A 25,788-nucleotide genomic window follows, 5' to 3' on the forward strand; every position below is an offset into this window, starting at 1 on the left:
TAGAATACCCGGAACAGACGAAAAAGGAGCGACATGTCTAAAGCCGAACAACAACCAGAATCGAAGCCCACCGGTTATCGCAGCGGCGTGGCCGCGCGCCTCGCTGGCCTGCCGGTGGAAACGCTGCGTGTGTGGGAACGCCGTTATGGCGTGTCAGACGTCGACCGCTCGCCGCATGGGCAACGCCTGTACTCGGCCGACCAGGTCCGCCGGCTTGGCCTGCTCAAGCGCGTGGTCGACCAGGGGCACGCCATCGGCACCGTGGCGCGCCTGGCGGCCGATGAGTTGATCGCGCTGGCCGGCGCCGCGCCGTCGCCGGCCGTCCCCGGCGCGGTCGCGCAGACGCTCAAGATCGCCGTGGCCGGCGCCGCGCTGGCGCGCCGCCTCGGCGCTATCCATACTTCGCCGGAACTCGATATCGTCGCCAGTTGCTTCCAGCTCGAAGGCGCGGCCGAGGCGATGGCGGGCGTATCGGCCGACGTTTTGCTGATCGAATCGTCCGAGATGAGCGCCGACGCGCTGCCGCAAATCCAGGCCGCGCGCCGCGCCATGCAGGTGCGCACGGTGGTGGTGCTGTACCGCTTCTGCGATAGCGCCACCGTGCGCCGTCTGCGCGAACATGGCTGCCTGGTGGCGCGCGCGCCGTCCGACGCCGCCGAAGTAGCGGTTTTATGCAGCACGGCGCTGACCGGCGCGGCGCGGCCGCCGCCTGGTCCGACCACCGCGCCGTCCCCGCGTCGCCTCGACGACCAGGCATTGGCGGCGCTGGCGGCGGCCTCCTCCAGCATCAATTGTGAGTGCCCGCGGCATCTGGCGGATATACTGATGATGCTGGCCAGTTTCGAGCGCTATAGCTTCCAGTGCCAAAACCGCAACGCCAGCGACGCGGCGCTGCACGAGGACCTGGGCCGCAGCGCCGGGCACGCGCGCGTGATGATGGAGCAGGCGCTGGAACGGTTGGCCTTTGCCGAGGGGCTGCCGTTGCCGTATAAGCAGTGAAGGCCGTCGCACACTTAGTCGTATCCGCAACTGAACACGCAGTTGTACTCACTATTCGAATTTCTGATTGGACCACCGCATGACCACCGAGCAGCTTCCGGCATATCGCCCTGCCACCACCGCAACCACCGCCACCACCGTCTCCGAGCGCATCCGCGCGCGCCTGGTCGCCAGCAAAACACGCTTTCATGCCAACGACAATATCGCCGCGTTCATCGAACCCGGTGAATTCGATCAGTTGCTGGATGAAGTCACCGGCCATATGCAAAAGGTGCTCGAGAGCCTGGTCATCGACACCGTCAGCGACCACAACACGCAGGATACGGCGCGCCGCGTCGCCAAGATGTATATGAACGAAGTGTTCGGCGGCCGCTACGTCGACATGCCGCCGGTGACCGAGTTCCCGAACGCCGCCAACCTGAACGAGTTGATGATCATCGGTCCGATCACGGTGCGCAGCGCCTGCTCGCATCATCTGTGCCCGGTGATCGGTAAGGTATGGATCGGCGTGATGCCGAACCAGCACTCGAACCTGATCGGCCTGTCCAAGTACGCACGCCTGGCCAGCTGGATCATGAGCCGGCCGCAAATCCAGGAGGAGGCGGTGGTACAGCTGGCCGATCTGCTTCAAGAGAAAATGCAGCCGGACGGCTTGGCCATTATCATGGAGGCAGACCACTTCTGCATGCAGTGGCGCGGCGTCAAGGACATGGATGCGCGCATGATCAATAGCGTCATGCATGGCTCCTTCCTCAAAGACCCGGCCCTGCGGCGCGAGTTCCTGTCGCTGATCAAACGCTGATATCACTGGAGAATACGAATGCTCGTCCGACTTTTGTACGCAAGCCGCGCTGCCATTGATACCCAAACGGGCGCGTTCACGGCCATCATGCAGCAATCGCATGCTTATAACCCCAAGCATGGCATTACCGGCGTGCTGTGCCATAGCGACCGCGCCTACCTGCAGGTGATCGAGGGTGGGCGCGATCAGGTCAACCGCCTGTACGGCAAGATCCTGCGCGATACGCGACATACCGACGTGGTGCTGCTGCACTACGAGGAAATCTGCGAACGCCGTTATTCCGGCTGGACCATGGGGCAAACCAATTTAAACAAGCTCAATCCGGGCACCTTGCTGCGCTACTCGGCGACTGCGGATTTCGACCCGCATTCGCTGTCGGGCAAAAGCTCGCTGGCGTTGATTGACGAGTTGATGGCGGCGGCAGCGGTGCTCGGTCGCGCCTGACGCCCTTAATTTAATGCCAGCCCTGTCGCCAGTTGGCGGCATCCGACAGTTCGCGCCACGGCATCGTTTGCCGGCGGCGCGAATGCACCGCTTCCAGCACGATCTCCACAATGGCCCCGCCCTCCTGCGCCGGTTCAACCAGCTCCACCACCATGAAGTGCTTTTCCTTGTTGCTCGGCGTGACTGCCGTCCACTTGCTCAGCCTGAGTTTCTGAGGACTCAGCCGAGGCGCTGGTTTGCTATTGGTTTCCATCGTCGCCGCAACTCCATGTGATTCGTTGAACCGCCATTGAACCATTTTTGCGCGCAGTTCGCAATGTACGCACTGGACGACCCGGTGGTCTTCCTCTAAGGTGGCTCGCACCATGCCATCCCCGTCAAACACCCTGCTCTACTGGTTCCGCAATGACTTGCGCCTGTCCGATAATCCAGCATTCCGGCATGCCTGCGCGCAGGCCACGCGCTTGCTGCCCGTGTTCTGCATGCCGCCTTCGGGAAGCTCGCCCTGGGGCTTCGAGCGCGTCGGGCCGCACCGGCGCAAGATGCTCGCCTCTGCGTTGCGCGAATTGCGCCAATCGCTGTCCAATGCCGGCAGCGGACTACTGATACTCGACGAGCCGCCCTCGACGGCCCTTCCCCGCCTGATGCACGATATCGGCGCCACCGGCATCGTGTGCGAAGACATCGCCGCACCCGATGAATTGGCCGCCGTGGCGGCGCTGCGCCAGTCTGGCATCGCCGTCCAAACGCACTGGCAATCGACGATGCTCGACCCTGCGGGCTTGCCGTTCACGCCTGGCGATATGCCAAATCAGTTCACGGAATTTCGCCGCGCGGTCGAAAAGGCACCGACGCCGCCGGTTGCCCCATTGCCGGCTCCAGCCTTCATCCCGCCGCTACCGGAACATGCACCTGCGGGCGTCGCGCTGGATGACGACACTGCCGGCGGCGGCGAGGCCTCCCCGACCGCGCACCTCGCCCGCTACTTCAGCGGCAGCCTGCCTCACACTTACAAGTCGACCCGGGACCAACTCCAGGGCGCCGATTTCTCCACCGGCTTTTCGCGTTGGCTCTGGAGCGGCGCCATATCGGCACGCACCATAGACGCCGCATTGCGGTTGTACGAGGAACAGCACGGCGCGACCGAGAGCAGCTACTGGATACGCTTCGAACTGCTATGGCGCGATCACTTCCGCTTCCTGCACCTCAAGCATGGATCGGCGCTGTACCGCAAGCGCGGTCTGCTCGCAGCGACGCCGTCGTCGCCGCCGCACGATTCCGACAAAATGCTGCGCTGGCGCGAAGGCCGCACAGGCCAGCCTCTGGTGGACGCGGGCATGCGCGAACTCGCGGCCACGGGTTTCCTGTCCAACCGCATGCGACAGATCGTCGCCAGTTACCTGATCAACGAACTGGCATGCGACTGGCGCGCCGGCGCGGCCTGGTTCGAAGCGCAGCTGATCGACTACGATGTCTACTCCAATCAGGGCAACTGGCTGTACATCGCAGGCCGTGGCACCGACCCGCGCGGCGGCCGGCGTTTCGACCCTGAGCGCCAGGCGCGCATCCATGACCCGGACGGCGCCTACCAGCGACTGTGGAGCGGACAATGACAGCGCAAAACCAACCGACGCTCAAGCTCATCCTCGGCGATCAACTCAATTGCAGGCATAGCTGGTACTCGCAGCCAAACGACGACGTGATCTTCGTGATGATGGAAGTACGTCAGGAAACCGACTACGTGCTGCATCACGCGCAAAAGATCATCGCCATCTTTGCCGCCATGCGCGATCTGGCGCGGCGACTGCAGCAAGACGGCCACCGCGTGCACTATCTGGCGATCGACGATCCAGACAACCGTCAGTCGATGCCCGCCAACCTCGATCACCTGATCTCGCACTATGACGCGAGAGCCTTGCGCTGGCAGGCGCCCGACGAGTACCGGCTGGACCGCCAACTGGCCGACTACGCCGCCGGCCTGTCGATTCCGGCGACGATGGACGACACCGAGCATTTCTACACCGGCCGCGACGAGGCGGCTACGCTGTTCGAAGGCCAGGAAAACTGGTTGATGGAGCGTTTTTACCGCTACATGCGCCTGCGTCACAAAGTACTGGTGTCGGAAACCGGCAAGCCGGCCGGCGGTCAGTGGAACTTCGACCACGACAACCGCGAATCCTGGAAAGGCATGCCGTGGGAGCCGGCGGACCTGCGCGGTCGGCACGACCACAGCGAACTATGGAAGACCATACAGGCGGCGGGCGCCCGCAGCTTCGGCAAGCCCAGCGCCGACGATTTCGCCTGGCCGCTGAACCGCGACGAGGCGCTAGAGCAGCTGGAGCGCTTCGTCAAACACGCGCTGCCGCATTTCGGCCAGTTTCAGGACGCGATGAGCTTCAAGGCATGGCGACTATTCCATTCGCTGCTGTCGTTCGCGATGAACAGCAAAATGCTCGATCCGCGCACGGTGATCGAGCGCGTCGAGGCGGCGTGGCGGGAAGGCGCCGTGCCGCTGGCGTCGGCCGAGGGCTACATCCGCCAAATACTGGGCTGGCGCGAATACGTGCGCGGCGTCTACTGGCATCGCATGCCGGGGTACGACCAGCTCAACGCCTTCAACCACGCGGCGCCGTTACCGCACTGGTTCTGGTCGGGCGAAACGCGCATGCGCTGCATGGCCACCGCCATCGGCCAGTCGCTGGAGCACGCGCACAGCCACCACATCAGCCGGCTGATGGTGATCGGGAATTTCTCGTTGCTGGCCGGGCTGTCGCCTTATCAGCTGCATCAGTGGTATCTGGGCGTGTACATCGACGCTTTCGAATGGGTCGAGCTGCCGAATACACTGGGCATGAGTCAGTATGCCGATGGCGGTTTGCTGGCCACCAAGCCGTATGTATCGAGCGCCGCCTATATCGATCGCATGAGCGACTATTGCAAGGGCTGCCACTACGACAAGAAGGCGAGGATCGGCGAGAAGGCTTGCCCATACAATGCGATGTACTGGGATTTTTTCGATCGCAATCGCGAATCGTTGGGCAGGAACCATCGTCTCGGCATGGTGTATCAGCAGATCAAACGCATGGACGGACCGACGCTCGACGCGATACGCGCGCAAGCCGCGCACACGCGCGCGACGCTGGACGATTTGTGAGGAGCCACGTAGGGCGGATTAGGCGGAACGCCGTAATCCGCCATCTTTGAGCCGCCGACGGCGCATGCATGGCGGATTTCGCTTCGCTAATCCGCCCTGCTAGTTCAGGCAATTTGATTCGCTGATTAGCGGCGCGCGGTGAGCCACTGCGCGGCCGGCAGCGCTGCCGCCGCCACCCGCACCTCGCCGATGTTGCCAAAGAAGCCGTCGGCGCGTGCGCCATCCCACGAGCCGCCGCCCACCACCCATTGCGACGTCGCCGACAACGTCGCCAGTCCGACCACATTGCTGCTGTTGCGCAGCACCGGCGCGCCTTCCACATACATCACCGTGTCGTGCGTGACCGGGTCGTTGACGATGGCGATGTGTACCCACGTGCCGGCGATGATCTCGCCCGACCAACTCGCCAGCCCGCCACGCTCGCCCACAACGTCCGGCACCACTTCCCATTGCACTTCGCGCAGGCTGGAGATGGCGAACAGCAGCGGCGGCGATTCCGGGTCGCCGCCGTCGAAGCCAGCCAGGTCGCCACGCTTGCCGTCGCGCGTCATGATGTTCATCCACGCGTGTTTGGTCTTGTCCCACGCCTGGTTGATTTTGACGAATGCTTCGATGGTGTAGCCGGTCTTGGCGAAGGTCTGGGCGTTGATCGCGGCCGAAGGGTCGGTGACGAAATAGCTCAGGCGCGGCGTGTTCTTGTCGGTGTTGATGAAGCTGACGGAGCCAGGCGCCGATGACAGCCGGTGGCGATCGCTGCTCCAGACGATATCGCCCGCTTCGGCGCCAACGATGCCGCCTCTGTTAAGGGCGTCGCGCGTGAGCGGATTGGCGCCCGTGACATCGGCGATGCGGGTACCGGGCGCCACCACCGCGCCATCGGCGCCGCCGTAGAAGCGCCAGTGCGCCACGGTCGACGCCACTTTCGGATAGTCGTCGGCGTCCTTCGGCGCGACCGGCACCACCACCGCCGGCTCCGTATAACCCTTGAGCACCAGGGCCTTGGCCTGGTCCACCAGCGACGATGACACGGTCGCCTTGCCGATGCCGAAACCGGCGTTGAAGCGCGCGAAGCGTTTGGCGAAGTTGATGTTGATGGTGAACGCCTCGTTCGGCTCGGTCAGCACGGCGCGGTCGAAGGCGTTGCGCGTGTCGGCCGGCTTCATCGGCACCCACGGCGAGAACGACAGCGCTTTGATCTGGTTGTTGGTCAGGTCGAACTCGTACAGCCGCATCAAGCCATTGCCGCCCTGGTAGTCCATCTGGTAGTCGACCACCATTTCCTCGACAGCGTTGCCGAAGTTGTTGGTCTTGGTCAGGCGTGCGGCGCCATGATGGTGGCCGTTCAACGTCATGAAGATCTGGTCGTTATCGCGGATCAGTTTTTCCCACAGCATCTTGCCGTAATCGGTTTCCAGCGGGCTGAGAGCGTCGGCCGCGATGTTGAGCAGCTGGTGATTGACCAGAATCACCGGCAGGGTCGGATTGTCGGCCATCACCTTGCGCGCCCAGGCGATGCCGGCGTCGGAGATGCGCCACGACAGCGACAACACCATGAACTTCTGCTCTTGCGCCGTGAAAATATGGTACTCGTGGAAACCGGTGCTGTCGCGCCCGCCGAAGGTGGCCTGGCGCTGCGCGCGGCGCGTGCCGAACCATTGCAGATACGGCTCGTTGGCCAGCACGCGCTGGCTGTCAGTGCCCTTCGTCTGGTCGCCGGTGTAGTCCAGATCGTTCACGACGTCGTGGTTGCCGGCCAAAATCGAGTACGGCACCTTGTTCACTTCCAGCACCTGCATGGCGCTGTCGGCCACCTTCCACTGCTCCGGCTTGCCGACCTGGTCGACCACGTCGCCCAGGTGGATCAGAAACGGGATATTCAATGCGGCGGCGTTGCGCGCCACCCAGTTGGTCTGCGCGGCGAACGGTTCGTTGCCGTAGTGCCGCTGGTATTGGTTGCTTTCCGACGAAGTCGCGTAGCGCGAGTAGAACTGCGTATCCGGCTAAACAGCCAGCGCGAAGCTGGAAATCTGCGTGGTCGGCGGGATGATCACAGGCGCGGTGCCACCGCCAGCACCGGTATTGCCGATATCGCTGTTGCCGCCGCCGCAGCCCGCCAGCAAGCCGCCAACGGACAAACCGGATGCCGAGGCCAGACCCATTTTCAGCAAAGTGCGGCGCTGTGGGCGTGGCGTGGTGGTCAGTGTGGTTTTGCTTTGCCTTGTTCGCTCATGTGACTCGTGCTCAAGAATAGTGGAGCGCCAAGTCTATTTCTGTACCGTGACGTGTTCATGACAACATGCAAGTCGCACCGTCATCCAGTCAAGAGATTGAGCAATTGCACGCCTTTTCCGCTGATATATTAGAACATCAGACCATAATAATCCAGGAGACGATATGAAATCAGAAACACATCCGGCGCGGTTACCGTTGCTAAAACCAATCGCGCAAGCCATTGCCATGGCCGCGTTCGGGGCCTGCTCGAGCCTGCCGGCGCTTGCACAGACACCTGCGGCGCAAGCCGAAGCGGGACTGCAAAGCGTCGTGGTCACCGCCCAGAAGCGGCCGCAATCGATGCAGGATGTGCCGGTGGCGGTCAATACGGTCGACGCCCGCGCCATCGAAAACCAGCAGATCGTCGACTTCAGCGACCTGACCCGCGTGGCGCCGTCGATGACCATCAACCAGAATCCAAACAACAGCACCATCGCCCTGCGCGGCATCGGCACCTTTGCCTACAGCATCGGCATCGAGTCGGCGGTCTCGGTTATCGTCGACGACGTGCCGGTCATCCAGCAGGCGCAGGCGTTCTCCAACCTGAGCGACATCGAACGCATCGAAGTGCTGCGCGGTCCGCAAGGCACGTTGTTCGGCAAGAACTCGTCGGCGGGCATCATCAACGTCATCACCAAACCGTCGGCCGACATACTGGAGGGGCACGGGCAGATCGCCATCACCAGCGACCACGAACGGCGCCTCGACGCCGGCGTCTCCGGACCGCTCGGCGAGCATCTCGGCTTCCGCCTGAACGCCTACACGGCGCAGCGCGATGGCGAAATCCACAACCTGACCTACGGCACCGACCTTAACGGCGACCGCGCCAAGGGCCTGCGCGCGCGGCTCGACTTTAAAGGAAGCGACGGCCTGGAGGGCAAGCTCATCGCCGACTACAACACGCGCTGGGTCGAGGGTCCGGTGACCACGTTGCGCGCGGCGCCGCCGGGCGCCAGCCAGCAGAGCGTGGCGCCGCTGGCGCCGGCCCTTTCCGGCGTCACGCCAGGGCCGGAGAATCGCGACGTGCGCATGGACGATCCCGGCTACGCGGACAACCGCAACGCCAGCGTCAGCGGCACGCTCAGCTGGAAGCGCGATCTGCACACGTTGACCTCGGTGACGACCTGGCAGGACTGGAAATATGAATTCCTCGCCGACTACGACGGCAGCGAAACCGATCTGGTCGGCGCCCTGACGCGCGGCGCCAGCCACGGCGGCGTCACGCAAGGCGGGCCTTATCGCTCGAAGATGCTGACGCAGGAGCTGCGCCTCACGTCCAACGGCGACGGACGTTTCAACTATCTCGGCGGCTTGTACTTCTCCAATTCAGACAACGAGCGCGCCTTCACCCGCGCGCCGACCTTGTCGCCGGCGCGCTGGGAGGCCACCGCCGGCAACCGCACCCTGGCCGCCTTCACGCAGGCCGACTACAAGCTGACGCCGGCCACGCGGCTCAACGCCGGCTTGCGTTACAACCGCGAAACGATCGATGTCGACTTCACCAACCGCATACCTGCCACGCCGACGCGCTTTAGCGGCAAGAACACCGACAGCGTCGTCACCGGCAAGCTGGCGCTGCAACATGACGTGGCCAAAAACGTGATGGTGTACGGTTCCTACGCCACCGGCTACAAGGGCGCGGGCTATGACATCTCCACCGGCTTCGACCAGTCGCGGGTGCGCCTGCCGGTCGCGCCGGAGACGTCGAAAGCCTATGAGCTTGGCCTCAAAAGCCGGTTCCTGCAGAACCGCCTGCAAGTCAACGCCACCGCTTTCCACACCGACTATGATGATTTCCAGGCGCAGTCCAACCGCATCGATCCGGTCACCAACCTGACGCAAAACGCCGTCATGAACGTCGGCGCGCTGCGCACGCGCGGCGTGGAGCTGGAAGTGGCCGGCAAGCCGGTCAACACGCTGCTGCTGGAGGGTTCGCTTGCGTGGGTCGACGCCATCGTCAAGGAATTTCCGCTGGCGAACTGCTATCCGGGTCAGACGCTGGCCGAGGGTTGCCGGCAAGTGGGAACGGCCTCGGTACAGGACCTTGCCGGCAAGCGCCTGGCCAACGCCCCCAAACTCAAGATAGGCCTGGGCGCGACCTACAACTTCCCGCTGTTCGACAGCTACAACGGCATCGCCAACCTGAACTACCAGCACCAATCGGCGGTCAACTTCGACCTGGGCAACAATCCGCTGACAGTGCAGAAAGGCTATGGCGTGGTCAACGGCAGCATCGCCTTGAATGACACGGCGCGCGGCTTCAAGGTCACCTTGTACGTCAACAACCTGTTCGACAAAAGCTACACCACCTTCATCGGCGACAACTTCAACTTTTACCGGGGCGCGCACGTGATGACGCAAACGCTGCCGCGCAACTCGCAGCGCTACGTCGGGTTGCGGGTGAAATACGAATTTTAAGGTTGTGCGGTCGGGGCGGTTAGAATCACTCTACCTCCCCTACCGGATACAACCATGACCGAGACGTTGACCCGCCGATCCTTCCTGCACGGTTCCGCCATCGCGGCGCTCGCCGCCGCCCAAGACTTGCGCGCGCAAACGCCAACGCCCGCTCCCGACGATGAAGCCTATTGGAGCAAGATCGCGGCCCACTACGAGGTCAGCGGCGACTTCATCAATCTCGAAAACGCTTACTACGGCATCATGAGCAAGCAGGTGTCGGATGACTTCAAACGCAACATCGACCTTCTCAACCGCGACAACTCGCGGCTGCTGCGGCAAAGTTTCGACGGCGACGGTACCGAAGCGATCCGCCTGCAACTGGCGCGCCACCTCGGGGTGCCGGTCGACGAAATCGCCCTCACGCGCGGCGCCACGGAATCGCTGCAAAACCTCATCTCCAACTACAAACTGCTGCGCAAAGGCGACACCATCCTGTACGGCGACCTCGATTACGACGCCATGCAGTACGCTATGAACGACCTGGCGGAACGGCGTGGAGCGCGTGCCCCCGTCGTCCGCGTACCCGAGCCCGCCACACGCCAAGCGGTGCTGGACGCGTATGAAGCCGCGCTGCGCGCCAATCCGCGCGCCAAACTCCTGCTGCTGACGCATATCAGTCACCGGACCGGGCTGGTGTTTCCGGTGGCCGACATTACACGCATGGCCAAGCGGCGCGGCGTGGACGTCATTGTCGACGTCGCGCAATCGTGGGGGCAGCTGGATTACCGGCTGCCCGATCTGCAGGCGGACTTCATCGGCGGCAACCTGCACAAATGGGTAGGTGCGCCGCTGGGGCTGGGTTTTATCCACATTCGGAAAGCACGGCTGGCCGACATTGGCGTGCACATGGGAGACCGCGACTACGATACCAACGACATCCGCTCGCGTGTCCACTCCGGCACGCTGAACTCCGCGACCATCATGACGATACCGTCGGCGCTGCGGGCGCACGAAGAGATCGGCACGGCGGCCAAGGGTGCGCGCCTGCGTTATCTGCGCGATTACTGGGTCAGCCGTGTGAGGCCCCTGAGTAATGTCGAGGTCCTGACGCCGGACACGGACGGCATGTCGGGCGCGGTGACATCGTTCCGGCTGCGTGGACAAGGCACGCGCGAGCAGAACATCGCGCTGGCGCGGCGACTGATGGACCAGTTCGGCATCTTCACGGTGGTGCGCCACGGAGCGGTGGGCGGCAGCTGCGTGCGCGTGACGCCGGGAGTGTTCACGCCGTTGGCGCACCTGGATAAGCTGGCGGCGGCCGTCGGGCAAGTGGCGGCCAGCTAGCTGCGGGGCCCGAGATGCTGCGCGAGGAAATCGACAAAGCTGCGCACCCGCAGCGATAGATGGCGCGCGTGCGGATACAGCAGGATGAACGGCCGCGACGTGCCGCCGTGCTGCGGTAACAGCTCGAGCAATGTGCCATCGGCCAGGTCGCGTTCGACGATGTAGCGGTAGGTCTGCACGACGCCGGCGCCGCTGCGCGCCAGGGTGACAATGCCGAGCACGTCCCCTGCGCAGGTGTAGCCGCCCGTCGTCACCACCTCGATCCGTTCGCCATCGACCATGAACGGCCACGGTATCTTGCGCCCCGTGCTCGGCAGGTCGAACTGGATGCATTCGTGCGCTTGCAGCGCCTCGATGGACGCGGGCGTGCCCTTGCGCTTGAGATACGACGGCGCCGCGACCAGCACCAGTTCCGCATCCTCCAGCTTGCGGGCGATGAGCGACGAGTCGGCGGGATCGCGCCCGCGTATCGCCATGTCGAAACTCTCCTCGGCGAAATCGACATTACGGTTGCTGAGATGGACCTCCACCTTGACGTCCGGGTACAACGTGCGGAAGCGTGGCAGCAGCGGCAGCAATCGGTAATGTCCGTAAGGCGTGGGCACGCTGATGCGCAGCGATCCGGCCGGCGCGATTTGCTCGCCGGTCACCTCGCGCTCGGCTTCGAGCAGCTGCGACAACGCTTCGCGGCATTGCTTGTAATAGCGCTGGCCGCCCTCGGTCAGACGAATCTGCCGTGTGGTGCGGACAAACAGGCGCACGCCCAGACGTTCTTCCAGCCGCGCGATCGACCGGCTCACCGCCGCCGGCGTGACACCGGCCGCGTTTGCCGCCGCCGTAAAACTGCTCAACTCGGCCGCTTGGCAGAACAGGTCGATGCTGCCCAGCTGCATGTCGTCAAAATCGCGTTTCATCTCAGATATCCCCGATCAGTATCCAAGCGAACATATTACATCATGTATCAAGTAATCTTCTTGCAGAGCCATTTATGACACCGACGAGAATAAGTATATTGGTTACATGCCGCAACAGAACACCGTCGGCCGGCACAACCTCTACTACTTAAGGAGCAACACCATGAAATCGAACAAGACTGCCATCATCACCGGCGCATCGAGCGGCATCGGCTTCGCACTGGCTGAAGCGTATCTGGAACTCGGCTATAACGTGGTGGGCAACGCGCGCACCATCGAACGCCTGCAAAGCGCCGCCGACAAACTGGGCAATCCGGACAATTTCCTGCTGGTCGCCGGCGACATCGCGCTGCCCGCGACCGCCACCGCGCTGTTCGATGAGGCCATCGCCGCCTTCGGCAAGGTCGATGTCCTGGTCAACAACGCCGGCATCTTCCTGGCCAAGCCGGTAGTCGACTACACCGAGGCCGACGTCAACGCGATCGTCAGCACCAATCTGAACGGCTTCTTCTACCCATCGCAAGCCGCAGCCAGCCACATGAGCGCGAACCGCGACGGCCATATCATCACCATCACGGCAAGCATCGCCATGCAGCCGAACGTGAAGGTTCCAGCGCTGTTGCCAGTGCTGATCAAAGGCGGCCTGAACCACGCCACCCGTGGCCTGGCGATCGAGCTGGCCGCGTCGAACGTGCGGGTGAACGCGGTTGCTCCCGGCAGCATCGATACGCCACTGCACAGCAAGGATGCGGGCACGCAGGCCTTCCTCAAAACGCTGGCGCCAAACGGCGCGATCGGGACCACGCGCGATGTGGTCGATGCCGTGCTCTACCTGACCAACTCGTCCTTCACCACCGGCACGGTGATGGTGGTGGACGGCGGCGGCGCCGCCGGTACCTGGTAACTTGCCGATCAACCCTCACAAAAGGACCTTGCTATGCCATACGTAAATATCCGCATCACCAAAGAAGGCACGACACCGGCGCAGAAACTGGCGTTGATCGAAGGCGCCACCGACCTGCTCTCGCGCGTTCTGGACAAAGATCCGGCGACGACCTTCGTCATCATCGACGAGATCGACACCGACAGCTGGGGCCTGAACCGCGAGAACATCACCACCCGGCGCCTGCGAGAGCGGGCGGAGGGAGACGGCAGCGAAACGAGTGTTCCGGGCTAACGCCCCGCCGCCCGCTCGGACTTGAACACCGGCGCCCCAGCCGTTGCGCAACGCCCTCAGGCCAGCTTGAACGGCATATCGCGCACCGGCTTGCCGGTCAGGCGGGCGATGGCGTTGGCGAACGCGGGGGCCAGTGGCGGCAGGCCCGGTTCGCCGATGCCGGTGGGCGCTTCCGCGCTCGGCACGATGTGCACGTCAACGGCCGGCATGCCGGTCATCCGGGGCACGGCGAAATCGCCGAAGTTGCTTTGCTCGACCACGCCGTCCTTGAGTGTGATCGCCGCGCCGGGCACGCACATCGACAATCCCATGACCGCCCCGCCCTGCACCTGCGCCTCGATGCTGCGCGGGTTGACCGCAAGGTTGCAGTGCACGCCGGCGGTGACGCGGTGCAGCACCGGCTCCCCCTCCTTGACCGACGCCTCGACCACATACGCCACCACGCTGTCGAACGACTCGTGCACCGCCACGCCCCACGCGCGCCCGGCCGCCAAGCGGCGCTTGCCGTAGCCGCTCTTGTCGACGGCCAGTTGCAGCGCCGCGCGGTGGCGCGCCTGCTTCGGGCTAAGAAGGCGCATGCGGTAGGCCACCGGGTCCTGCCTGGTCATGCGCGCGATCTCGTCGACCAGCGTCTCCATGACAAAGGCCGTGTGGTTGGAGCCCACGCTGCGCCACCACAGGACCGGCACGTTCTGCTTCGGATGGTGCACGGTCAGGCGCATCGGAAATGGGTAGGGATCGCGCATGCCTTCGGTGGCGGTGCCGTCGATTCCGTTCTTCACCTGGAACGGCTCGAACGGCGAGCCGGCCGTGATCGACTGGCCAACGATCGCGTGGTCCCACGCCAGCACGTTGCCGCTGGCGTCGAAGCCGATGTGGGCGCGGTGCACATGCATTGGGCGGTAGTAGCCGCCACGGATGTCGTCTTCGCGGCTCCAGACGGTGCGGATCGGCGCCATCACGCCGGCCGCGCGGGCGGCCTTGGCGATCTGGCACGCCTCCACCACGAAGTCGTTGGTTGGCACCGCCCGGCGGCCGAACCCGCCGCCGGCCACCGCCACGTTCATCTTGACCTTGTCCTGCTTGAGACCCAGCACGCGCGCGGCGGCGGCGGCGTCAAGGCCCGGCATCTGGGTGCCGGTCCACAATTCGGCGGCGCCGTCGTCGAGCTTGACGGTGCAGTTCAGCGGCTCCATCGGCGCATGCGCCAGGTACGGGAACACGAAGTCCGCCTTGATGCTCAGCGGGGCTCCCGCCAGCGGCGCCATGTCGGCGTCGAACTTGCGGTTGCCGGGCTGGCCGGCCAGCTCGCGGTACTGGGCCAGCTGCTTTTCGCTGTCGACCTTTTCGACGCCGTCGGTGTTCCACTCCAGTTTCAGGGCGTCGCGCCCGCGCTTGGCGTTCCAGTAGCCGTCCGCCACCACTGCCACGCCTTCCGCGCCACGGTCGAGCGGCACGCGCAGCACGGCGCGCACGCCCTTGATGGCGCGCGCGGCGCTGTCGTCCACCGACTTGATTCTGGCGCCGAACACCGGCGGCCGCGCGACCACGGCCGTCAGCTGGCCTTCAAGATGGGTATCGATGCCGAACGCCTGCTTGCCGCTGCTCTTGGCCTTGGCATCGATGCGGCCGGTGGCGCGGCCGATGATGCGGAAGTCCTTGGGATCCTTCAACACCACGTTCTGCGGCACCGGCAGCGCGGCGGCGGCCTGCGCCAGCTCGCCGTAACCCAACTGGCGTCCGCCCGGCCCCAGCACCTTGCCGGCCCGGGTTCGCAGGGTCGCCACGTCGACGTTCCAGCGCTGGGCGGCGGCCGTCAGCAGCATGGCGCGGGCGCGCGCGCCCAGCTCGCGGTACTGGGTATAACTGTGCTTGATCGCGCCGGAGCCGCCGGTCATGTGCATGCCGAACACCGGATCGATATACGCCGGATCGTCCGTGCCCATCCGCGCGGTGACGAGCGACCAGTCGGCGTCCAGTTCCTCGGCGAGGATCATCGGCAGCCCGGTCTGCACGCCCTGGCCGAATTCGAGCCGGTTGATGGTCACCGTGACAACGCCGTCCGGTGCGATCCGGACGAAAGCCAGCGGCTGCTCGGTCGGTTTCAGGCCGGTGGCCTCCTGCGCCATCGCCATGCCCGGGAACGTCCCCAGCGCCAGGCCGGACAAGCCCACGATTTTAAGGAAGGCGCGGCGCGGCGGACTGGCCGTTGCCGTACCCTCCTCGCGCTCGATCATGTTTTGCAGCGCGCGCGGCAATTCCTTGGGATTGAAGTTGGTCAGCATGATGATTCCTTTAAGCGAGGGTGCGGGCGGCGTCGGCGACGGCGGCGCGGATGCGGGCGTAGGTGCCGCAACGGCAAATATTGCCGGCCATCGCGGACTCGATCTCGGCGACGGTCGGCTGCTTACCGCGCGGCAGCGTTTTGAGGAAGGCGATGGCGCTCATGATCTGGCCGCTCTGGCAGTAGCCGCATTGGGCGACGTCGTGTTTGACCCATGCCGCGTGCACGGCCTTGCCGACGCGGTCGCTGCCGTCGGTGGCCGCTTCGATGGTGGTGATCTTCTTGCCTTCGGCAGCGGAGACCGGCGTGACGCACGAGCGGACCGCCTGGCCGTCGAGGTGCACGGTGCAGGCGCCGCACAGCGCCGCGCCGCAGCCGAACTTGGTGCCCGTCAGCCCGAGCGTGTCGCGCAGCGCCCACAGGATGGGCGTTTCGGCGTCGACATCGATGGCGCGCGGGCTGCCGTTGACATTGAGTGTGGTCATGGTAAGCGTATCTCCAGTGAAATTTTATCCACTGGAAGTATGACTTCGACCGGCCTGAAACCGGTTGCCGAATCCGACCGATATCTTGCCTAAACCGATGGTTTTCCATCCGCCTCGGAAGCGAAGGCGCGCAGCGCCGCGATGTCGAGTATCCGGATCGAGCCATAGCTGGCTTGCAGCAGTTGCGCGTCCTCCAGCCGGCGCAGCGCGCGGTTCACCAGCTGGCGCGACACCCCGGCCAGCAAAGCGATTTCTTCCTGCGAAATCCGCAACATCGTCGCCGTGCCCGGATACAGCTCGGCATTGAACAACTCGGCCAGGCAGTGCGCGACATGCCGTTCCGGCCCGGATGACCGGAAGTGCTCAACGCGTATGACAAACTGCGCAAGGCGAGCGTTCAACTGCTCGATCAAAAACCGGTTGAACGGCAGGCTGCACCCCAGCAGCCAGTGGAAGGTGGCGGCCGGCACCTGGGCCAGATGGCTCGCACGTAGCGCCACCACATCGTAGGGACGATTCTCGTTCTTCAGCACCGAGCCTTCGCCGAACCAGCCGCCGGCGGGGATACCGATCAGCGAGGTAGGCCGCCCCTCCCTCGTGACATTGGAAACCTTCACCAGCCCTTCAACCACGCCATACCAATATTCGGCGCGCACGCCGCGATGGCAGACGGTCTGCCCGCCCTCGGCCAGCAACTCCGACGTGTCGGCGAGTACCCGCCGCAACTGCTGCGCAGTCAAGTTACGGCCCCACAAGGAAGATGCTATGAATGCTTCGATCTGCTCACTCGCCATTGTCTACAATTCAGGGGTTTGTTCACGGCGACTGCAATGGAGCGGGAATGACGCTGACACCTTGCGCAGTGGCGGCGGCGATCTCCGCAGCACGGGCTCGGCCGTACCCATCCCGCTGCTGTAATCTCCGCCAATAATACCGTACCGATTCCGGAAACTCCGGCTCCAACCCCAGATAGTCAGCCAGCAGCAGCGCGTAGCCGACCGATATGTCGGCCATCGTGAAGCGGCCGGCGCAGAGCCAGTCCTGTGCCGCCAGCAGCGGCTCCAAGGTCCTCAGCCTGCCGAGGAACCAGCGGCGGTAATCGGCGACGGCCTGCGGCAGGCGGCGCCCGGCCGCTTCCAGCCGCTCGTAACGTAGCACTATCGTTTGCGGAAACGTCAGCGTCGCTTCGCCGAAATGCAGCCAGTTCAGGAACGGCCCGTAATCGTTCTCCTCCGGCCCGACGATCAGGTGCGAGGGACCGTACTTTACGCCAAGATAGTGGCAGATGGCGGCCGATTCCGTCATGCGCAGGTCGCCGTCGCACAGCAACGGCACCGTGCCGAGCGGGTTTAGCTGAAGATAGCTTCTGTCGGTGAACCGGGGCGGAAAGGCGAGCATCTTCAACTTATAGCGCAGCGCGAGCTCTTCCAACGCCCACAGGGGCCTGAACGAGCGCGCCGCGACGCAGTGGTATAAGCCGATCATGCCGCAGCGAGCCCGAGGTCGCCGGCGACCTGTTCGCGCAGCACAAATTTTTGTATCTTTCCGGTCACCGTCATCGGGAAGGCGTTGACGAACACGATGTAGCGCGGCACTTTGTAGTAGGCGATCTCCCCCTGGCAGAAGGCGCGGATTTCGTCGGCGTCGGCCTGCATGCCAGGGCGCAGGATGACGCAGGCGCACAGCTCCTCGCCGTATTTCTTGTCCGGCACGCCGACGCATTGCACGTCCTGGATCTTGGGATGCCGGTACAGGAACTCCTCGACCTCGCGCGGATAAATGTTCTCGCCGCCGCGAATGACCATGTCCTTGGAGCGGCCGACGATGGTGGCATAGCCCTGCTCGTCGATGACGGCCAGGTCGCCGGTATGCATCCAGCGCGCCGCGTCGATGGTCTCGCGGGTCTTCTCGTCGTCGCCCCAGTAACCGAGCATGACCGAGTAGCCGCGCGTGAGCAGCTCGCCCTTGACGCCGCGCGGCACGATGCGCCCGGACCCGTCGACGATTTTCACCTCGAGATGCGGATGCACGCGGCCGATCGTCGCCACGCGCAGCGCGACCGGGTCGTCAACCGAACTTTGGAAGCTGACCGGCGACGTCTCCGTCATGCCGTACGCGATCGTGATCTGATTCATGTGCATGGTGCCGATGACCCGGCTCATCACCTCTTCCGGGCATGGCGAGCCGGCCATGATGCCGGTACGCAAGGTCGACAGGTCATAGTTGCCGAACTCCGGATGGTCGAGGATGGCGATAAACATCGTCGGCACGCCGTGCAGGGCCGTGCAGCGTTCGGACTGCACCGTCTCCAGCACCGCCTTGGGCTCGAACCCCTCGCCTGGAAACACCATGGCGGCGCCGTGCGTGACGCAGGCCAGGTTGCCCAGCACCATGCCGAAGCAGTGGTACAGCGGCACTGGAATGCAGAGCCGGTCGTTGGCATCCAGCCGCATCGCCTCGCCGATGAAGAAGCCGTTGTTGAGGATGTTGTGGTGCGTCAAGGTCGCGCCCTTGGGGGCGCCGGTGGTGCCGGAAGTGAACTGGATGTTGACCGGATCGTCGAACTGCAGCCCCTCTTCCACCCGCGCCAGGTCCGCGAGCTGCTCATCCGTCGGCTGCGCCAGCAACTCGCTGAAGTTGAACATGCCGTCGGTGCGTTCGTCGCCAAGCCGGATCACATGGCGCAGATGCGGCAGCCGTTCGGAGTGCAAGGCGCCCGGCCGGGCGTGGTGAATGGCCGGCACGACGTCGCGCACGATGGCGATGTAGTCGCTCGACTTGAACGCCGGCGCCAGGATTAGCGCGCTGCATTGCACTTTGTCGAGCACGTACTCGAGCTCGGAACGCCGGTAGGATGGATTGATGTTCACCATGATCAGGCCGGCCCTGGCGGTGGCGAACTGCACCAGCACCCACTCGGCGCAGTTCTGCGACCAGATGCCGACCCGGTCGCCCGGCCGCAGGCCGAGCCGGAGCAGGCCGGCGGCGACGCGGGTGACCCGTTCGTCGAACTCGCGGTAGGTCCAGCGCACGTTTTGATGCGGCACCACGACCGCGTCGCTGTCGCCGTGGCGCGCGGCCACCGAGGCCAGATACGGGCCGATCGTCACGCCGATGAGCGGCACGTCGTGGGCGCCGTGTACGTAGCTCAAATTTTCCTGCATAAAATCTCCTTGTGGCTAGCGCCACTCGCTGTCTCGACTATTTTTTCACCAGCGGGCAACCCGACTGCGCCAGCGGGCGAAACGCCTCGTTGCCGGGGATGACGTCCACCACCTTGTAATAGTCCCAGGGCGATTTGGACTCGGCCGGCTTTTTCACTTGCAACAGTAGCATGTCGTGCACCATTCGGCCGTCAGCACGCAAGGTGCCCTTCGGAATAATGACGTCGTTGACGGGCAGCTCCCGCATCTTCTTCATGACGGCGGCCGTGTCGTCGGTGCCGGCCGCCTTGACCGCCTTCAGATAATGGGTCACGGCCGAGTACATGCCAGCCTGCGCCATCGTCGGCATTTTCTTCTGGATCGCGAAGAAGCGCTTGGACCAGGCGCGCGTGCCGTCGTTATAGTCCCAGTAAAAGCCCTCGGTCAGGTACATGTCCTGCGCATATTTGAGGCCGATGGCGTGGACGTCGCTGATGAACATCAACAGCGGCGCCACCACCATGCCCTTGGCGGCGATGCCGAACTCGCCGGCCTGCTTGACGGCGTTGACGGCGTCGCCGCCGGCGTTGGCCAGGCCGACGACCTTGGCCTTCGACGCCTGCGCCTGCATCAGGTACGAGGAAAAATCGTTGCTGTTCAACGGATGCCTGGCCGCGCCGAGCACCTTGCCGCCGCCGGCGGTGACCACGTCGGAGACGTCCTTCTCCAGCGACTTGCCGAACGCGTAATCGGCGGTGAGGAAAAACCAGCTGTCGCCGCCGCGCTTGAGCAGTGCCTTGCCGGTGCCGACCGAGCTGGAATAGGTGTCGTACATCCAGTGCACGCTGGTGCTGGTGCATTTTTCGTTGGAGATGACGCTCGAGGCCGAGCCGACCACGATGGCGAGCTTGTTCTTTTGCTGGGCGATGTCCATGACGGCCAGCGCCGCGTTGGTCGGCACCAGGTCCATCAGCACGTCGACGTTTTGCTGGTCGATCCATTCGCGCGCCTTGTTGGCGGCGACGTCGGCCTTGTTGTGGCTGTCGGCAGAGATCAATTCGACCGGCTTGCCGAGCACGGTTTTGCCGAAGTCCTCGATCGCCATGCGCGCCGCGACGATCGAGCCCTGCCCCGACAAGTCCGAGTACAGGCCGGACAGGTCGGTGAGCACGCCGATTTTCACGGTGTCGTTGCTGACCTGTGCGGTGGCGCCGGCCGTGACGGCGGTCAGCATGGCGGCGGCCAGCGACATTTGCGTAAGCTTCATGGTTTGTCTCCGTTTTGTTCTGTTTTTTTACGCTTACGTAAACGTAAGTCAACAATCAGCGTAGCACCGATGTTTTTGCCGAATTGTCCGTGCGGCGACAATTGGGCGGTTTTTTATGAGTTGTTTTAGTGCAACGTTTTGACGCTGCGCAGGCTAATTGTCGATGCCGTTACATTTTCGGGCCAAAGGACGGACTACGATGGGGATGCGCAGAAACAGACTGGACGGCGCGGGGCACCAAGACCATAAGACTATCTTTCAAGGAGACGAGAATGAAACAACTGCTGAAGTCGATGTCCGTCGCGGCCTGCGTGCTGGCCTTCCACATTCCGGTGTTCGCGGCCGACGACCGCGGCACCGCCGCCGAGGCCACCGCGCTGGTCCAGCGCGCCGCCGAGTATCTGAAGGCGAACGGCCCGGCCAAATCGTACGCGGCATTCAACGACCCGGCAGCCCAGTTCAAGGACCGCGACCTGTACGTATTCGTCATGGACATGAACGGCAAGATGCTGGCGCACGGCGCCAACGCCAAACTGATCGGCAAAGACCTGACCGCCCTGAAGGATTCGGACGACAAACTCTTCATCAAGATGATGCTCGACGTCGCCAAGGCCAAAGGCAAAGGCTGGGTCGACTACAAATGGCCGCATCCGGTCACCAAGGCGATCGAACCGAAATCGACCTATGTCGAGAAGGTGGACGATCTGGTCATCGGTTGCGGCATCTATAAACAATAACGCGAACAATAAAGCGGGCCGTCACGACTCCTGCAGGCGCCGGATGTCCCTGAGCGGCGGCGCGCCGAACAGGCGCGTGTACTCGCGGCTGAACTGGGAGGCGCTCTCGTAGCCCACCCGCATGGCGGCGCTGCCGGCGTCGATGTCCTCGTTGAGCATCAATTGCCGGGCGTCCTGCAGACGCAGCTGCTTCAGGTATTGCAGCGGGCTCATGCCAGCCACCTCGCGGAAATGCTGGCGGAAAGTAGACGGGCTCATGTGCGCCTGCGCGGCCAGGTCGTCCATCGGAAAATTCTTCGTGAAGTTCTGTTTCAGCCAGCCGATCACCTTGGCGATCTGCTGGCTTGGCGAGCCGGCCATGACGAGGCGGCGCAACGTCGGCCCGTGTTCACCCGCGAGAAGGCGAACGGCGATCTCCTGCCGCACCAGCGGTCCCACCAGCGGGACCAGCGCCGGCTCCCGCAGCAGGCGCAGCAGTTGGATCAACGCGCGCCGCAGGCCGGCATCCGGCGTGGCGACGGTCATCCCCAGGGACGGGCCGGTCGTCGCCGGCGTGGGGAAATCCATGGTGGCGGCCACCTGCCCGATGATGCGGGCGTCGAGTTGCAGCCACAGGCCCAAATACGGCTTGGCCGGGCTCGCGCGCGTCACATAGGCGACCACCGGCAGGTCGACCGACGTCACCAGGGTTTGCCCCGGCATGAAGTCGTGGATGTCGCTGCCCAGGGTCACGCGCTTTTCACCCTGCACCGTCATGCCCAGTCCCATGCCGTATATGCAAGGCATGGGGTCGGTCGCGGCGCTACGCCGGTACAGCATCAACTCGGGAACCGGAGTCGCGTACTCGCCATCGGTTTGGGCAATCTCACTGATCAAATCAGCCAAATCGTCTTCCGCCGCCGATGGCGTTTCCACTCCAACATTCATCGCATCCTCGCGTCCAAGCCAATAGCCCAGAGCGTAGCACGGCTTGCCGGGCGGTTTTCGGCCCGGCGCGACGACTCGTCAAATTAGGCAAAAAGCCCATCGGATCCGGCAACCGGTTTCGACCAGGGTGGCGGCACAATGTCGGCACTCAGCAACAATTAGCCGCCACGGCTATCACCAGGATCAACGATGAAAAAAGTACTTATTATTAATGCGCACCAGTTCTACGAAGGCTTCGCCACCGGTAAGTTGAACCACAAGATGGCTGGCGTCATCAAGGAGGAACTGTCGCAACGGGGTTACCAAGTACTGGAAACGTCGATACAAGAAGGCTACGATATCGCCACTGAAGTGCAAAAACACGTGGAGGCCGACCTGATCGTCCTGCAAACGCCTGTGTACTGGTTCGGCACACCGTGGATCTACAAGAAATATGTCGACGAGGTGTTCACTGCAGGTCTCGTGCAGCAGAGATTACTGACCGACGATGGGCGCACCCGCGACGATCCGAGCAAGCAATACGGCAGCGGCGGCAAGATGCAGGGCAAGAAATACATGCTGTCGCTGACGTGGAACGCGCCCGCAGCGGCCTTCGGCGAGCCTCGGCAATCGCTGTTCGACGGCAAGACCGTCGACGATGTGTTCGTGGCCAACACGGCCAACTACAAGTTCTGCGGTGCGGAGATCCTGCCCGCCTTCTCCTGCCATGACGTGGTAAAGCAGCCCGACGTCGAGGGTGATGTCGTCCGGCTGCGCAAACATCTCGCCGTGCTAGGGCTGGACTAGGATCGACGCGTCATCGCCGCTACCAAGGCTTTACAGAGTGCCGCCGTGCCACGCAATTCGTCACGCCGCAATATCCAGCAGCGCCGGCGTGACGGCATAGGCCGTACACTGGCGTCGCGCATTCCACTCCAGGTCGGCGCCGTTATCGCGCTTTAGGCGGGATTGTCAACGTGAAGAGCGACCGCTGGAGAAACCCCGTCCCTTGACCGATGCGCGCGGTGGATGGCGTACAGCGCCAAGCCCGACAGGGTACAGATGCCAGCCATCAGCATGAAGAAGCCTTGCGGCGTAACCCGCTCCCACAACGCGCCGGCGAAGCCGGACAGCAGGTTGCCGGTGAACGAACAGAAGAACCAGGCGGCGATGGTGGTGGCGGCGAAGCGCTTCGGCGCCAGGCTGGCGAACAGGCCTAGCCCCACGGGCAAAATGTACAACTCGGCCAACGTGAAGATGGCGAAGAAGGCAACCAGCCACAGCCAGCTGATGGAGTAGCCGCCGGCGCCGCTGACCACGATCAACGCCGCCAGCAAGGCGTAGGCGGCGCCGACGCCGATCGCGCCCTTGCTCATGCGTTCGAGCGCCGGCGTCGCCATGCCCCTGGCGGCGCGGCCGTTCCAGACGCGCACCAGTATCGGACTGAGCAGGAAGACGAACATCGGATTGAGCGACTGGAACCAGGTGACGGGGATCGTCAGCCCGAACGCCTGGCGTGCCACCGAAGCGTCGGCCCATACGGCAAAGGTGTTGCCGGTCTGTTCGTAGGCGACGCGGAACAACATGACGGCCAGCGCGACGGCGACCAGCATGCGGATGTTGCCGCCACCGTCGCCATCGGCCACCGGCGCGTGCCGTTCGCCGCCCCTGGACGCTTCGGCGGGCAGATGCTTGCCGCCCAAAATATAGATCGCCAAACCGAGGCACATGCCGATGCCGGCCGCGCCGAAGCCGTAATGCCAGCCGTACACCTCGCCAAGCGTGCCGCAGATCAGCGGAGCCAGGAAGGCGCCAAGGTTGATGCCGACATAATAGACATTGAAGGCGGCGCCGGCGCGTGGATCGCCCTTGGGATACAACAGCGGCACCTGGCTCGGTAGATTGGGCAGGAACAAGCCGTTGCCGACCGCGATGACGACCATCGCCGGGAAAAACAACGATTCGAACGCCATCATGAAGTGACCGGCAGCCATCAGCGCACCGCCTGCGATAACGGCCTTCCTGCGGCCCAGCCAGCGGTCGGCGATCAGGCCGCCGAAGATCGGCGTCAGATAAACGCCTGCCGCGTAGGCGCCGAACACCACCGAGGAAAACGCCTGCGTGTAGTGCAGCTCCTTGGTCATGTAATAGATTTGCAGCGCGCGCATGCCGAAGAACGAGAACTTTTCCCACATCTCGGTCAGGAACAGTATCGTCAAGCCCTTGGGCTGGCCGAACCAGGTGTCGTTGTCACGCATGAGCGTCGTCCGCAGGCAAGTTGGGCATGGCGGCGCGCGTCAGCATGCGAAACGCGCCGGACTGATACGGGCGGGGTCGAAGCCGGGCAAAGCCGGCAGCGCTCCGGCGCCTTCGCCTAATAATACCGATGCATAGTAGCGCCCAGCGCCGGGCGCCGACTGGATGCCGTAGCCGCCCTGCCCCGCCGCCCAGAAAAAGTCCGGAACCTTGGGGTCGTAGCCGCCCACCAGTTCGCCATCGGCGACAAAGCTGCGCAGGCCGGCCCACACATGCGACGGGCGCCGTATGCGCAAGGTCGTCATCCGTTCGATGTTGTCGATCGCGATGGCGATGTCGAGTTCCTCCGCCTGGACGTCGTGCGGCGCGACGGGGTCGGCGTTGCATGGCGAGCCCAGCAGCATTCCGGCGTCCGGCTTGATGTAGAACGATTCCTGTACATCGAGGAACAACGGCCAGTGCGACGACGCGACGCCCTCCGGCGGCGTGAACAGAAACGCGGAGCGGCGCTTGGGCACCAGTCCGACCGGGTCGGCGCCGGCGAGCCGCGCGACCGCGTCGGCCCAGGCGCCGGCGGCGTTGACGATCACCGGGGCGCGGTAGACGCCGCGCGCGGTGGAGACGGTCCATTGTCCGTCGGCGCGCTGCAAACCGGTGACGGCCGCGTCGTACTCCGTGCGCCCGCCATGCTGGCGCGTGCCGCGCAAGAAGCCCTGCAACAGCGCGTCGACATCGATGTCGGAGGCATCCTGCTCCAGCACACCGCCGATGACATGATCCGGCCGCAGCACCGGCAGAAACGCCAGCGCCTCGCGCGCGTCCAGGCGCCGCGCCGCCGACGACGTGGCGCGTACCGAGGCTTCATGGGCGTCGAGCGCGGCCTCCTGGCCGGGACCGGCGAACACGAAGGCGCCACGTGGCGACAGCAGCGCGTGTTCGCAAAAGCCGGCCGGCGGATTTTTGAAGAAGTCGATGCCGGCGCGGCTCAGCGCACGCACCTGGTCCGGTCCGTAGCTTTCCATGAACAGCGCAGCCGAGCGCCCGGTGCTGTGATAACCCGGCTGGGTTTCAGCCTCCAGCACGATCACGCGCGCCTGGCGCGACAACCAGTAAGCGACCGAGGCGCCGCCGATGCCGGCGCCGATAACGATGAAGTCCGCGATGTCCTGACTCATGCGATTCCCTATATTTTTCGAAATAAGAAA

Annotated in this window: 22 protein-coding genes and 1 pseudogene; 11 read left to right on the forward strand and 12 right to left on the reverse strand. The window is 64.1% G+C overall.

The annotated features are described in order from the left end of the window. The first annotated feature begins 33 nt into the window (after nt 1-33). From ACZ0BA_RS09550 to ACZ0BA_RS09560, 3 genes are all read left to right on the forward strand, one after another. The gene (locus tag ACZ0BA_RS09550) at nt 34-999 is read left to right on the forward strand and encodes a MerR family transcriptional regulator (RefSeq protein ID WP_463451044.1); all 966 of its coding nucleotides are present in this window, start codon (nt 34-36) and stop codon (nt 997-999) included. 79 nt (nt 1,000-1,078) lie between these two features. Next, nucleotides 1,079-1,801, forward strand: a complete 723-nt coding sequence (gene folE, locus ACZ0BA_RS09555) for a GTP cyclohydrolase I (protein WP_463451045.1) — start codon at nt 1,079-1,081, stop codon at nt 1,799-1,801. An 18-nt stretch (nt 1,802-1,819) separates the two neighbouring features. Further along, on the forward strand, nt 1,820-2,245 hold the full coding sequence (locus ACZ0BA_RS09560) for a BLUF domain-containing protein (protein ID WP_463451046.1): 426 nt from the start codon (nt 1,820-1,822) through the stop codon (nt 2,243-2,245). 10 nt (nt 2,246-2,255) lie between these two features. Here ACZ0BA_RS09560 and ACZ0BA_RS09565 read toward each other — a convergent pair whose 3' ends face one another. After that, nucleotides 2,256-2,612 (reverse strand): TIGR02450 family Trp-rich protein, encoded by a 357-nt coding sequence (locus ACZ0BA_RS09565; protein WP_463451047.1) that lies wholly within the window; start codon nt 2,610-2,612, stop codon nt 2,256-2,258. On the opposite strand from ACZ0BA_RS09565, the gene ACZ0BA_RS09570 reads away from it, so the two are divergent. Then, nucleotides 2,611-3,858: a DASH family cryptochrome gene (locus tag ACZ0BA_RS09570; protein ID WP_463451048.1), complete on the forward strand. Its 1,248-nt coding sequence runs from the start codon at nt 2,611-2,613 to the stop codon at nt 3,856-3,858. The two genes, ACZ0BA_RS09565 and ACZ0BA_RS09570, sit on opposite strands and share 2 nt — an antisense overlap. After that, nucleotides 3,855-5,399, forward strand: coding sequence for a cryptochrome/photolyase family protein (locus ACZ0BA_RS09575; protein WP_463451049.1), 1,545 nt, complete (start codon nt 3,855-3,857; stop codon nt 5,397-5,399). Before ACZ0BA_RS09570 ends, ACZ0BA_RS09575 begins: the two co-directional genes overlap by 4 nt. 125 nt (nt 5,400-5,524) lie before the next feature. Here the strand turns inward: ACZ0BA_RS09575 and ACZ0BA_RS09580 are convergent. Further along, nucleotides 5,525-7,558 (reverse strand): annotated as a pseudogene (locus ACZ0BA_RS09580) (LamG-like jellyroll fold domain-containing protein). 235 nt (nt 7,559-7,793) lie between these two features. Here ACZ0BA_RS09580 and ACZ0BA_RS09585 point away from each other — a divergent pair. Both ACZ0BA_RS09585 and ACZ0BA_RS09590 read left to right on the forward strand, forming a co-directional pair. Beyond that, entirely contained in the window at nt 7,794-10,088 is a 2,295-nt protein-coding gene (locus tag ACZ0BA_RS09585; RefSeq protein WP_463451050.1) for a TonB-dependent receptor, read from the forward strand. A 54-nt stretch (nt 10,089-10,142) separates the two neighbouring features. Continuing rightward, nucleotides 10,143-11,414, forward strand: a complete 1,272-nt coding sequence (locus ACZ0BA_RS09590) for an aminotransferase class V-fold PLP-dependent enzyme (protein ID WP_463451051.1) — start codon at nt 10,143-10,145, stop codon at nt 11,412-11,414. Here the strand turns inward: ACZ0BA_RS09590 and ACZ0BA_RS09595 are convergent. Further along, complete coding sequence (locus ACZ0BA_RS09595; protein ID WP_463451052.1) at nt 11,411-12,328, reverse strand: LysR substrate-binding domain-containing protein; 918 nt, start codon at nt 12,326-12,328, stop codon at nt 11,411-11,413. The genes ACZ0BA_RS09590 and ACZ0BA_RS09595 overlap by 4 nt on opposite strands. 163 nt (nt 12,329-12,491) lie before the next feature. Here ACZ0BA_RS09595 and ACZ0BA_RS09600 point away from each other — a divergent pair, with 163 nt between their 5' ends. Both ACZ0BA_RS09600 and ACZ0BA_RS09605 read left to right on the forward strand, forming a co-directional pair. Then, a complete protein-coding gene (locus ACZ0BA_RS09600; protein WP_463451053.1) occupies nt 12,492-13,232 on the forward strand; it encodes an SDR family NAD(P)-dependent oxidoreductase in 741 nt (246 codons plus the stop codon). A 33-nt stretch (nt 13,233-13,265) separates the two neighbouring features. Beyond that, nucleotides 13,266-13,505 (forward strand): 2-hydroxymuconate tautomerase family protein, encoded by a 240-nt coding sequence (locus ACZ0BA_RS09605; protein ID WP_463451054.1) that lies wholly within the window; start codon nt 13,266-13,268, stop codon nt 13,503-13,505. A 56-nt stretch (nt 13,506-13,561) separates the two neighbouring features. On the opposite strand, the gene ACZ0BA_RS09610 is transcribed toward ACZ0BA_RS09605, so the two are convergent. The 6 genes from ACZ0BA_RS09610 to ACZ0BA_RS09635 form a co-directional block, all read right to left on the reverse strand. After that, the gene (locus tag ACZ0BA_RS09610) at nt 13,562-15,790 is read right to left on the reverse strand and encodes a xanthine dehydrogenase family protein molybdopterin-binding subunit (protein WP_463451055.1); all 2,229 of its coding nucleotides are present in this window, start codon (nt 15,788-15,790) and stop codon (nt 13,562-13,564) included. A 10-nt stretch (nt 15,791-15,800) separates the two neighbouring features. After that, nucleotides 15,801-16,274, reverse strand: a complete 474-nt coding sequence (locus tag ACZ0BA_RS09615) for a (2Fe-2S)-binding protein (RefSeq protein ID WP_463451056.1) — start codon at nt 16,272-16,274, stop codon at nt 15,801-15,803. Nucleotides 16,275-16,363: 89 nt separating this feature from the next. Then, nucleotides 16,364-17,029, reverse strand: a complete 666-nt coding sequence (locus ACZ0BA_RS09620; protein ID WP_463451057.1) for a Crp/Fnr family transcriptional regulator — start codon at nt 17,027-17,029, stop codon at nt 16,364-16,366. A gap of 61 nt (nt 17,030-17,090) precedes the next feature. After that, on the reverse strand, nt 17,091-17,759 hold the full coding sequence (locus ACZ0BA_RS09625) for a glutathione S-transferase family protein (RefSeq protein WP_463451058.1): 669 nt from the start codon (nt 17,757-17,759) through the stop codon (nt 17,091-17,093). After that, nucleotides 17,756-19,438: an AMP-binding protein gene (locus tag ACZ0BA_RS09630; RefSeq protein ID WP_463451059.1), complete on the reverse strand. Its 1,683-nt coding sequence runs from the start codon at nt 19,436-19,438 to the stop codon at nt 17,756-17,758. The genes ACZ0BA_RS09625 and ACZ0BA_RS09630 overlap by 4 nt, the downstream gene beginning before the upstream one ends. Before the next feature lie 37 nt (nt 19,439-19,475). Next, the gene (locus tag ACZ0BA_RS09635) at nt 19,476-20,684 is read right to left on the reverse strand and encodes an ABC transporter substrate-binding protein (RefSeq protein WP_463451060.1); all 1,209 of its coding nucleotides are present in this window, start codon (nt 20,682-20,684) and stop codon (nt 19,476-19,478) included. Between the two features lie 272 nt (nt 20,685-20,956). Between ACZ0BA_RS09635 and ACZ0BA_RS09640 the strand changes: the two genes are divergently transcribed. Continuing rightward, a complete protein-coding gene (locus ACZ0BA_RS09640) occupies nt 20,957-21,421 on the forward strand; it encodes a cache domain-containing protein (RefSeq protein ID WP_463451061.1) in 465 nt (154 codons plus the stop codon). Between the two features lie 21 nt (nt 21,422-21,442). Here ACZ0BA_RS09640 and ACZ0BA_RS09645 read toward each other — a convergent pair whose 3' ends face one another. Further along, a complete protein-coding gene (locus tag ACZ0BA_RS09645; protein ID WP_463451062.1) occupies nt 21,443-22,306 on the reverse strand; it encodes an AraC family transcriptional regulator in 864 nt (287 codons plus the stop codon). A 231-nt stretch (nt 22,307-22,537) separates the two neighbouring features. Between ACZ0BA_RS09645 and ACZ0BA_RS09650 the strand changes: the two genes are divergently transcribed. Next, nucleotides 22,538-23,134, forward strand: a complete 597-nt coding sequence (locus tag ACZ0BA_RS09650) for an NAD(P)H-dependent oxidoreductase (protein WP_463451063.1) — start codon at nt 22,538-22,540, stop codon at nt 23,132-23,134. 152 nt (nt 23,135-23,286) lie between these two features. Here ACZ0BA_RS09650 and ACZ0BA_RS09655 read toward each other — a convergent pair whose 3' ends face one another. Next, complete coding sequence (locus ACZ0BA_RS09655) at nt 23,287-24,585, reverse strand: peptide MFS transporter (RefSeq protein ID WP_463451064.1); 1,299 nt, start codon at nt 24,583-24,585, stop codon at nt 23,287-23,289. 39 nt (nt 24,586-24,624) lie between these two features. Then, nucleotides 24,625-25,758: an NAD(P)/FAD-dependent oxidoreductase gene (locus tag ACZ0BA_RS09660; protein ID WP_463451065.1), complete on the reverse strand. Its 1,134-nt coding sequence runs from the start codon at nt 25,756-25,758 to the stop codon at nt 24,625-24,627. Nucleotides 25,759-25,788 lie beyond the last annotated feature (30 nt).

Source organism: Duganella sp. AC917, from assembly GCF_979258245.1.

Coding starts and splice junctions, on each gene's coding strand:
- folE (WP_463451045.1), top strand. CDS start 1,079: ATGACCACCGAGCAGCTTCCGGCATATCGCCCTGCCACCACCGCAACC.
- ACZ0BA_RS09595 (WP_463451052.1), bottom strand. CDS start 12,328: ATGAAACGCGATTTTGACGACATGCAGCTGGGCAGCATCGACCTGTTC.
- ACZ0BA_RS09630 (WP_463451059.1), bottom strand. CDS start 19,438: ATGCAGGAAAATTTGAGCTACGTACACGGCGCCCACGACGTGCCGCTC.
- ACZ0BA_RS09575 (WP_463451049.1), top strand. CDS start 3,855: ATGACAGCGCAAAACCAACCGACGCTCAAGCTCATCCTCGGCGATCAA.
- ACZ0BA_RS09610 (WP_463451055.1), bottom strand. CDS start 15,790: ATGCTGACCAACTTCAATCCCAAGGAATTGCCGCGCGCGCTGCAAAAC.
- ACZ0BA_RS09660 (WP_463451065.1), bottom strand. CDS start 25,758: ATGAGTCAGGACATCGCGGACTTCATCGTTATCGGCGCCGGCATCGGC.
- ACZ0BA_RS09655 (WP_463451064.1), bottom strand. CDS start 24,585: ATGCGTGACAACGACACCTGGTTCGGCCAGCCCAAGGGCTTGACGATA.
- ACZ0BA_RS09590 (WP_463451051.1), top strand. CDS start 10,143: ATGACCGAGACGTTGACCCGCCGATCCTTCCTGCACGGTTCCGCCATC.
- ACZ0BA_RS09585 (WP_463451050.1), top strand. CDS start 7,794: ATGAAATCAGAAACACATCCGGCGCGGTTACCGTTGCTAAAACCAATC.
- ACZ0BA_RS09565 (WP_463451047.1), bottom strand. CDS start 2,612: ATGGTGCGAGCCACCTTAGAGGAAGACCACCGGGTCGTCCAGTGCGTA.
- ACZ0BA_RS09560 (WP_463451046.1), top strand. CDS start 1,820: ATGCTCGTCCGACTTTTGTACGCAAGCCGCGCTGCCATTGATACCCAA.
- ACZ0BA_RS09615 (WP_463451056.1), bottom strand. CDS start 16,274: ATGACCACACTCAATGTCAACGGCAGCCCGCGCGCCATCGATGTCGAC.
- ACZ0BA_RS09570 (WP_463451048.1), top strand. CDS start 2,611: ATGCCATCCCCGTCAAACACCCTGCTCTACTGGTTCCGCAATGACTTG.
- ACZ0BA_RS09635 (WP_463451060.1), bottom strand. CDS start 20,684: ATGAAGCTTACGCAAATGTCGCTGGCCGCCGCCATGCTGACCGCCGTC.
- ACZ0BA_RS09625 (WP_463451058.1), bottom strand. CDS start 17,759: ATGATCGGCTTATACCACTGCGTCGCGGCGCGCTCGTTCAGGCCCCTG.
- ACZ0BA_RS09600 (WP_463451053.1), top strand. CDS start 12,492: ATGAAATCGAACAAGACTGCCATCATCACCGGCGCATCGAGCGGCATC.
- ACZ0BA_RS09640 (WP_463451061.1), top strand. CDS start 20,957: ATGAAACAACTGCTGAAGTCGATGTCCGTCGCGGCCTGCGTGCTGGCC.
- ACZ0BA_RS09605 (WP_463451054.1), top strand. CDS start 13,266: ATGCCATACGTAAATATCCGCATCACCAAAGAAGGCACGACACCGGCG.
- ACZ0BA_RS09550 (WP_463451044.1), top strand. CDS start 34: ATGTCTAAAGCCGAACAACAACCAGAATCGAAGCCCACCGGTTATCGC.
- ACZ0BA_RS09650 (WP_463451063.1), top strand. CDS start 22,538: ATGAAAAAAGTACTTATTATTAATGCGCACCAGTTCTACGAAGGCTTC.